This is a genomic window from Pseudomonas sp. VEM90, from assembly GCF_054611535.1.
Genome location: NZ_JBTRAR010000047.1, coordinates 1 through 8593, shown reverse-complemented (window position 1 = coordinate 8593; position 8593 = coordinate 1). Strand labels below are relative to the sequence as shown.

Genomic DNA, 8593 nt, shown 5'->3' with positions numbered 1-8593 from the left:
GCGGGTTTACCCGCGAAAGGGCCGGCCCTGCTGGCCAATCCCCACCCGCTGTTCACCGTTGTCGCCGCTACCGTATTCGCGGGTAAACCCGCTCCTACGCCGGATCGGTGGTGGACACAGGTCGGTGATTGGGCGCAGGCCCTCGTAGGAGCGGGTTTACCCGCGAAAGGGCCGGCCCTGCTGGCCAATCTCCACCCGCTGTTCACCGTTGCCGCCGCTACCGTATTCGCGGGTAAACCCGCTCCTACGCCGGATTGGTGGTGGACACAGGTCGGTGGTTGGGCGCAGGCCCTCGTAGGAGCGGGTTTACCCGCGAAAGGGCCGGGCCTGTTGGCCAATCTCCACCCGCCGTTCACGGTTGTCACCGCTACCGTATTCGCGGGTAAACCCGCGCCTACAGAAGGCGGCGTACGGGTTCAGAAGATGTGGTTCAGCAGCCAGTACAGGCTGCCAGCCAACAGCATTGCCGCTGGCAAGGTCAGCACCCAGGCCATCAGCAGATTGAACAAAGTGCGCCTCTGAATCCCCGACCCATTGGCCACCATGGCCCCGGCCACCCCCGAACTCAGCACATGCGTGGTCGACACCGGCAGCCCGAACATATCCGCTGCGCCAATGGTGCACATCGCCACCACTTCGGCCGATGCGCCTTGGGCATAGCTGAGGTGGGTCTTGCCGATCTTCTCGCCAACGGTGACCACAATACGTCGCCAGCCAACCATGGTCCCCAGCCCCAGCGCGATGGCTACAGCCACCTTCACCCACAGCGGAATATAGCGGGTAGCGTCGTCCAGCTGGACTTTGAAAAGCTGGACATGGCTGCGGGTGTCGGCATCGAATGCCACCAAGTGGTTTTTCTCCATGAGGCGGATGGCTTCACTGGTCAGGTACATGTCGTTACGCACGTTGGCCATGGCCTCAGCCGGTACGCGCTTGAGCGAGCCATAGCCTTTGACCTCTTCGCCGATCATCCCGGTCAGCGCCGCCAGTGCTGGTACCAGGTGCGGGCTGGCCTTGGGTTCGGCAATGAACAGGGTCAGTACCTGGCGCGGGTCAGCCGGGGCCGCTTGCGGGGCGCTGCGTACCAGTGCCTGGCGGGTTACCTCGGCGACAGCGGAAAATTGCAGAGCCTGCTCGTTGGGCAAGGTCTTGTTCAGCGCGTAAGCCATCGGCAGGGTGCCGACCAGAATCAGCATGATCAGCCCCATGCCTTTCTGGCCGTCGTTGGAGCCGTGGGCAAACGATACCCCGGTGCAGGTCAGAATCAGTAGGCTGCGGATCCACCACGGTGGCGGTGTCTGGCCTTCCGGTGCCTGGTACAGGGCCTTGCGTTTGACCAGCGCACGCAGGGCCAGCAGCAACAGGGCTGCGCAAGCAAAACCGATCAGCGGTGAGAACAGCAGGGCATAACCCACCTTGCTGGCTTGGGCCCAGTCCACGCCGCTGGTGCCGTCACGCCCATGCATCAGCGCATTGGCTACGCCCACGCCGATGATCGAGCCAATCAGGGTGTGCGAGGACGATGCCGGCAGGCCCAGCCACCAGGTGCCAAGGTTCCAGATGATCGCCGCCAGCAGCAAGGCGAAAACCATGGCAAAGCCGGCCGAAGAGCCGACCTGCAGAATCAGCTCTACCGGTAGCAGGGCGATGATGCCGAACGCCACCGCGCCACTGGAGAAAAGCACGCCCAGGAAGTTGCACAGCCCAGACCACACCACCGCGACCGGGGCCGGCAACGAATGGGTGTATATCACTGTGGCTACCGCGTTGGCGGTGTCGTGGAAGCCGTTGACGAACTCGAAGCCCAGGGCAATCAGCAGCGCCAGGCCCAGCAGAAGGAACGGTGTGGCCGTGGTGATGACCGTACCGCTTGCGGCCACATCCTGCTTGAGGCTCCAGGCGGTGTAGGCGATACCAGCCAGCAGCAGGCTGAAGAACAACGTTAAGGTGGCACGCCCAGGCTTGTGGGAGAGCTGCGGGCGGGCGTCGTGTTGGGCCAGTAGTGGGCTGCTGGCCACTGACGGGGTTGCCATGGGGGCTCCGGTTGGCGTTGGGCGAAAATGCCGAAGGCCTTGAGCATAGAAACAATTCGTAACCCGGCCGTGACCTCGATCAATGAATTATCTAGGCTCAAGACGGACGGTAATGGCAGGAGACGCCCATGATCCGCTGCAAGCGTGTCTATGATGCGGTTGAGGATGAAGATGGCCAGCGTGTACTGGTCGACCGCCTGTGGCCGCGCAACAAACGCAAGGAAGACCTCCATGGGCAGTGGTTGCGCGAAGTGGCACCTTCGAATGAATTGCGTAAGGCATTCCACCAGGGTGAAGTGGATTTCGCCGTTTTTACCCAGCGTTACCAGCAGGAACTGGCGGCCCACCCCGAGCACTGGTATCCGCTGCTGGACATGGCCAGGAAGGGGACGCTGACATTGCTGTATGCCGGCAAGGACAGCGAGCACAACAATGCCCGGGTGCTGGCCGACTGGTTGGAAAACGAACTGGACCGGTGTGGCCCTGGCAGTTCGCCGGTGTGTTATGCCCAATGAGTGCGATGCGATGCCCTTACAGTTGATTCCCGCCAAAGACATTCACTGTACCTTCGCCCGCGACCTCACGCGCCGCGCCATGTTGCCCTACTACCGCGAATACGACCTGCTGTGGATCGAAGAAGCCTTCGACGCAGCCTGGGGCTGGCGCGAGCAGTGGCTGGTGATCGAAGGTGACACCCTGTTGGGTTTTTGCAGCCTCAGCCAGGACCGCCAGGCACTGTTCATCCGCGAGTTGCACCTGTTGCCTGAACACCGTGGGCGGGGCGTCGGTAGCTGGGTGCTGGAAGAACTGGCGCTGTGGGCCAGGCAGCGGCGCCTCCCACTGTTGCGGCTGATGGTGTTCCGCAGCAACCCGGCCCGCTTGTTGTACCAGCGTCACGGCTTCGTCGAGATGGGTGAGGACGATTGCTTTGTGCGGATGCAGCGAGATATCAACGTAGTAGCTAAATGATGGCTTGTCGCAGCCACAGAGCATGGGCATAGTGGATCCACACATTTACGGCTGCCTGCAGGCGGGTAGACCGTGTTTGAGGATACAAGGGAAAAGGAGAAGCCCCTATGAACGGAATCGGTCCGCGACTGCGGGAAGAGCGTGAGCGGCTGGGTATGACCCAGCGTGTATTTGGCGATATCGGTGGGGTCGAGCCCAACGCTCAGGGCAAGTACGAAAGCGGTGAACGCACGCCGCGGGTCGATTACCTGGCGGCATTGGCGGCCAGGGGCGTGGATGCGCTGTACGTACTCAGCGGCCTGCGCACTCCGGCAGCGCTCGAAGGTTTGAGCGCGGATGAGTCCGGTTTGCTGGAGGCTTTTCGGGAGTTACCGTTGGACGATCAGGCGGCGCTCTTGCACCTTTTGGGGCGATTGGCCAACGACGCCAAGCCCCGGCAAATCGTGAGGCCTCTCACCGTCGAACGTCAGTCGTTTCTGAAGGAAGCAATGCGTTAGGCCCACCGTGAAAAATTTTGTTAAGGTGGCGGGATCCAATCGCCCTGCTGACGAGGTGTGTGCTTGATTAGGGTCTTAGTGGTCGATGATCACGATCTGGTACGAACCGGTATTACACGGATGTTGGCCGACATCGACGGCCTGCAGGTGGTGGGTGAGGGAGACTCGGGCGAGTCGGCACTGAAACTGGCCCGGGAGCTGAAGCCGGACGTTGTGCTGATGGATGTGAAAATGCCCGGCATCGGCGGTTTGGAGGCCACCCGCAAGCTGCTGCGCAGCCATCCTGACATCAAGGTAGTGGCGGTGACGGTGTGCGAGGAAGACCCGTTCCCCACACGCCTGTTGCAGGCCGGCGCTGCCGGCTACCTGACCAAGGGTGCGGGCCTTGACGAAATGGTCCAGGCCATTCGTCTGGCCTTTGCCGGCCAGCGCTATATCAGCCCGCAGATCGCCCAGCAGCTGGCGCTGAAACCGTTCCAGCCGCAGGGCTCTCCGTTCGACGCGTTGTCCGAACGGGAAATCCAGATTGCCCTGATGATCGTCGGCTGCCAGAAAGTGCAGATCATCTCCGACAAGTTGTGCCTCTCGCCCAAGACCGTCAATACTTACCGTTATCGGATCTTTGAAAAACTCTCGGTCACCAGCGACGTCGAATTGACCTTGCTGGCCGTTCGCCACGGTATGGTTGACGCAAGCCTGTAAAACCTCATGTCCCAAGTCTTTGATGCCAGCGCATTCCTGGCGACCTGCAGTGGTCGCCCGGGCGTTTACCGGATGTTCGACGGCGAAGCCCGGCTGCTTTACGTGGGCAAGGCCAAGAACCTGAAGAAGCGCCTGGCCAGCTATTTTCGCAAGACTGGCCTTGCGCCCAAGACCGCCGCGCTGGTTGCGCGCATCGCCCAGGTTGAAACCACCATCACCGCCAACGAAACCGAGGCGTTGCTGCTGGAGCAGAACCTGATCAAGGAATGGCGGCCGCCGTACAACATCCTGCTGCGCGACGATAAGTCCTACCCCTACGTGTTTCTGTCCGATGGCGAGTTTCCGCGCCTGGGCATTCACCGGGGGGCGAAAAAGGCCAAGGGCCGTTATTTTGGCCCGTACCCCAGCGCCGGGGCCATTCGCGAAAGCCTCAGCCTGCTGCAAAAGGCTTTTTCAGTGCGTCAGTGCGAAGATAGCTACTACGCCAACCGCACCCGACCCTGCCTGCAATACCAGATAAAACGTTGCAAAGGGCCCTGCACCGACCTGGTGACTGCCGAGGAATACGCAGAAGACGTGCGCCATTCGGTGATGTTTCTGGAAGGGCGTAGCCAGCAACTGGGCAATGAGTTGAATGCCGAGATGGAGAAGGCCGCCATGGCCCTCGATTTCGAAAAAGCTGCCGAGCTGCGCGACCAGATCGCCCTGTTGCGCCGTGTGCAGGACCAGCAGTACATCGAGGGCGGCAGCGGCGATGTCGACGTCATCGCCGCCTTCGTCAACCCGGGTGGCGCCTGTGTGCACTTGATCAGCGTGCGCGGCGGGCGAGTACTGGGCAGCAAGAACTTCTTCCCGCAAGTGGGCATCGAGGAGGAGGTGGCCGAGGTTATGGCCGCATTCCTTTCCCAGTACTACTTGGGCAACGCAGAGCGCGAGCTGCCCGGCGAGTTGATCGTCAATGTTGTGCACGAAGACTTCAACGCCATCACCGAAGCACTGCACACGCTGCGTGGCCGCGAACTGACCATCAGCCACCGGGTGCGTGGTACCCGCGCCCGCTGGCAACAACTGGCAGTGACCAATGCCGAGCAGGCGCTGAATGCCCGCCTGGCCAACCGCCAGCACATGGCTGCGCGCTTCGAGGCCCTGGCCGAAGTGCTGGGCCTGGATGAAGTGCCGCAACGCCTGGAATGCTACGACATCAGCCACTCCAGTGGTGAAGCTACCGTGGCCAGTTGCGTGGTGTTCGGCCCCGAAGGGCCGATCAAGTCCGACTACCGCCGCTTCAACATCGAAGGCGTCACCGCAGGTGACGATTACGCGGCCATGCATCAGGCCCTGACCCGCCGCTATGGGCGCATCAAGGACGGTGAGGGCAAGTTGCCCGACGTGCTGCTGGTGGACGGTGGCAAGGGTCAGCTGAACATGGCCCGCGATGTGATGCAGGAGCTGGGCTTCACCGACCTGACCCTGCTCGGTGTGGCCAAGGGCGTCACACGCAAGGCGGGTTTCGAAACCCTGTACCTGAACGATGTGCATCACGAATTCACCCTCAAGGGCGATTCATCGGCCTTGCACCTGATCCAGCAGATCCGCGACGAAGCCCACCGCTTCGCTATCACCGGCCACCGTGCCCGCCGTGGCAAGGCCCGTCGAGTCTCCAGCCTTGAAGATGTGGCTGGGGTAGGGCCCAAGCGCCGCCGCGATCTGCTGAAACATTTTGGCGGCTTACAGGAGCTCAACCGCGCCAGTATCGATGAAATCGCCAAAGCCCCCGGCATCAGTAAAAAGCTTGCCGAATCAATTTATGCCAGCCTGCATAGCGAGTAGAATGCCGGGCTCAACTTGCGGCCAGTCGTACCGATGAATATTCCAAACCTGCTCACCGTTCTACGCGTCCTGCTCATTCCGTGCTTCATTCTGCTCTTCTATATGCCCTATGAGTGGAGCTACATGGCTGCCAGCAGCGTATTCGCGGTTGCCGCCGCCACCGATTGGCTGGACGGCTACCTGGCGCGTCGACTGCAGCAGAGCACGCCGTTCGGCGCCTTCCTCGACCCGGTGGCCGACAAGCTGATGGTGGCAGTGGCCCTGGTGCTGCTGGTGCAGACCCACGCCAACTTCTGGCTGACCCTGCCGGCGGCGGTCATCATCGGTCGCGAGATCGTGGTGTCTGCGCTGCGCGAGTGGATGGCTGAGCTAGGGGCTCGAGCACATGTGGCGGTGTCCAACCTCGGTAAGTGGAAGACTGCGGCGCAGATGCTGGCGCTGGTGATCCTGCTGGGCAACCCGCCAGCGGTAACGTTCTGGGTGATCCTGGGCTACGGGCTGCTGCTGGTGGCGGCGGGGTTGACGCTGTGGTCGATGGTGCACTACCTGCTGGCCGCCTGGCCGCACCTGCGCGAAGGTTCGGAAAAAAAATAAAAGTTTTTTGAATCAAGGGGTTGACGCTGTTTTAGAAATCGCTAGAATGGCACCCATCACGACGCGGGAATAGCTCAGTTGGTAGAGCACGACCTTGCCAAGGTCGGGGTCGCGAGTTCGAGTCTCGTTTCCCGCTCCAGTTATAGATCTACAGAGTTCCATGGAAGTCTGTAAGTCGTTGAAAAAAGGGCCGAAAGGCCCTTTTTTCGTTCCAGCGAAAACCACCGAAAACCGGGGGTAGCCGCGCATTTTAAGGCCAGATTTGAGGCCAGAATGGGATAGACCCCAATTCGGTTTATCGATGGAGCAGGATCGGTGACGAGATGAGCATTTGGCTTCCGGCAGGTTCAGGAGGTCACCATGGCTCTTTCGGAAATGGCGATTCGGCATGCCCGAGTCACCGGCAAGGACTACACGCTTGCCGACAATGATGGTCTGATACTTCACGTCACGGCCCAGGGCGCAAAGCTGTGGCATTTTCGCTTCTATTGGGAAGGCAAGCAGAAGCGCATGTCCTTCGGCAGTTACCCTCAAGTCGGGCTGCGTGACGCGCGGACGCGGCGTGACGAAGCGCGGGCGCTAATTGCTCGGGGCACCAATCCCAGTGAACAGCGCAAGCAACAGCGTGTTGCTGTGCGCCTTGCCAATGACCAGACCTTCGATGCTGTCTTCGAGCAGTGGATTGCCTTTCGTAGGCTGAGTCTCAAAGAAGGACGACAGAGCACGCTGTCGCAGATCCTGCGCATTTTTGCCAAAGATATTCAGCCCTACATTGGCGAGCAGTCGATCCATGAGATCAATCGACATGTGCTCATGGATCTGCTCAGCCGTATCGAATGCAGGAAGGCCTTCACGACTGCGGAGAAGTGCAGGACCTGGCTCAATCAGTTGTTCCGTTACGCACTAGTACGCATAGCGGGCCTTGAGCACAATCCTGCCGCTGATCTCGATGTGGTGGCGGTGCCCAAGCTGCCAGTGGAAGCACAATCCCTTCCTGCGCATGGAGGAGCTTCCACAGTTCTTGGGCAAGCTGCGTGCGTTCCGCGGGTCGCAGCAGACGCAACTCGGTATCCGCTTGTTGCTGTTGACCGGGGTGCGTACCGGTGAGTTGCGCCTGGCGACGCCCGATCAATTCGATCTTGAGCGTAGGCTTTGGATCATCCCGCCGGAAGTGGTCAAGCAGCTCCAGCTCAAGATGCGCAAAACGCGCCGTCAAACCGCCAAGGTGCCACCCTATATCGTTCCGCTCTCTATTCAGGCTTCTGAAGTCGTGCGGCTGTTGCTTGAACATGTGGTTCCGGCTCAGCGATATCTACTCACCCATCGAAGCGATCTAAGCAAACGCATCAGCGAGAACACGCTGAACAGTGCGTTGCGACGTATGGGTTTTGCTGACCGGCTTACGGGGCACGGTGTGAGGGCGACGATCTCAACGGCGCTCAATGAGATCGGTTACCCGAAGATTTGGATCGATGCGCAGCTTTCGCATGCTGATCCGGACAAGGTGAGTTCGGCGTACAACCATGCCGAATATGTCGAGCAACGTCGTACGATGATGCAGGACTGGGCCAATCGGTTAGATCTCTGGGTTCAGGGGCATACCAAGGCGGCGAGCTCGCCGTTAACCATTCGGTTGGAAGGGGCATCGCAGCTGTCGCTCGGGTTGCAGAATTTGCCTTTCACTCCCGTGCGCAGTGTCATGAAACCCGAAACGAATCCAGTAGTCCTTGAAGGCAGTAAGGTTTTAGCGGATCGATTCGATACATCGGAAGCGTCTGGTGTTCGGCTGGTTTCTGATATCCAAAGAGAGCGGGCGGAGATGCTTGAGATCTACGAAGCAGCGGCGTTTTTCAAGGTAGTTGTCGCGTCAACCATCCAACTATGCGGCTTGCTTCACGTGCTGTTGTTCTCTATCAGGGTTCAGCAGCACGGTACCAATCGGCTCCCAGTTGCGAGTGCGTCCTGACC

General features: G+C 60.3%; 7 protein-coding genes, 1 tRNA gene and 1 pseudogene. 8 read left to right on the top strand and 1 reads right to left on the bottom strand.

Features of this window, described 5'->3' with window-relative positions:
- Positions 1–416: 416 nt before the first annotated feature.
- A complete protein-coding gene (locus ACYCCG_RS25865) occupies positions 417–2033 on the bottom strand; it encodes an inorganic phosphate transporter (RefSeq protein ID WP_459672294.1) in 1617 nt (538 codons plus the stop codon).
- 128 nt (positions 2034–2161) lie between these two features.
- On the opposite strand from ACYCCG_RS25865, the gene ACYCCG_RS25860 reads away from it, so the two are divergent.
- From ACYCCG_RS25860 to ACYCCG_RS25825, 8 genes and pseudogenes are all read left to right on the top strand, one after another.
- Positions 2162–2548: a DUF488 domain-containing protein gene (locus ACYCCG_RS25860; protein ID WP_209967141.1), complete on the top strand. Its 387-nt coding sequence runs from the start codon at positions 2162–2164 to the stop codon at positions 2546–2548.
- 10 nt (positions 2549–2558) lie between these two features.
- Complete coding sequence (locus tag ACYCCG_RS25855) at positions 2559–3002, top strand: GNAT family N-acetyltransferase (RefSeq protein ID WP_176682230.1); 444 nt, start codon at positions 2559–2561, stop codon at positions 3000–3002.
- 107 nt (positions 3003–3109) lie between these two features.
- Positions 3110–3499, top strand: a complete 390-nt coding sequence (locus ACYCCG_RS25850) for a helix-turn-helix domain-containing protein (protein WP_209967139.1) — start codon at positions 3110–3112, stop codon at positions 3497–3499.
- Between the two features lie 63 nt (positions 3500–3562).
- Positions 3563–4201, top strand: a complete 639-nt coding sequence (gene gacA, locus ACYCCG_RS25845; protein ID WP_003251380.1) for a response regulator transcription factor GacA — start codon at positions 3563–3565, stop codon at positions 4199–4201.
- Between the two features lie 6 nt (positions 4202–4207).
- The gene (gene uvrC / locus ACYCCG_RS25840; RefSeq protein ID WP_064493178.1) at positions 4208–6031 is read left to right on the top strand and encodes an excinuclease ABC subunit UvrC; all 1824 of its coding nucleotides are present in this window, start codon (positions 4208–4210) and stop codon (positions 6029–6031) included.
- Between the two features lie 33 nt (positions 6032–6064).
- Complete coding sequence (pgsA, locus tag ACYCCG_RS25835) at positions 6065–6625, top strand: CDP-diacylglycerol--glycerol-3-phosphate 3-phosphatidyltransferase (RefSeq protein WP_021783204.1); 561 nt, start codon at positions 6065–6067, stop codon at positions 6623–6625.
- Positions 6626–6688: 63 nt separating this feature from the next.
- Positions 6689–6764 (top strand) — tRNA-Gly (locus ACYCCG_RS25830).
- Positions 6765–6985: 221 nt separating this feature from the next.
- Positions 6986–8483, top strand: a pseudogene (locus tag ACYCCG_RS25825) (tyrosine-type recombinase/integrase); the annotation flags it as partial.
- Positions 8484–8593: the final 110 nt, after the last annotated feature.

Bases quoted from the DNA above. Each gene is read 5' to 3' on its own strand.
- ACYCCG_RS25865 (WP_459672294.1), bottom strand. From the start codon at position 2,033: ATGGCAACCCCGTCAGTGGCCAGCAGCCCACTACTGGCCCAACACGAC.
- ACYCCG_RS25860 (WP_209967141.1), top strand. From the start codon at position 2,162: ATGATCCGCTGCAAGCGTGTCTATGATGCGGTTGAGGATGAAGATGGC.
- ACYCCG_RS25855 (WP_176682230.1), top strand. From the start codon at position 2,559: ATGCCCTTACAGTTGATTCCCGCCAAAGACATTCACTGTACCTTCGCC.
- ACYCCG_RS25850 (WP_209967139.1), top strand. From the start codon at position 3,110: ATGAACGGAATCGGTCCGCGACTGCGGGAAGAGCGTGAGCGGCTGGGT.
- uvrC (WP_064493178.1), top strand. From the start codon at position 4,208: ATGTCCCAAGTCTTTGATGCCAGCGCATTCCTGGCGACCTGCAGTGGT.
- pgsA (WP_021783204.1), top strand. From the start codon at position 6,065: ATGAATATTCCAAACCTGCTCACCGTTCTACGCGTCCTGCTCATTCCG.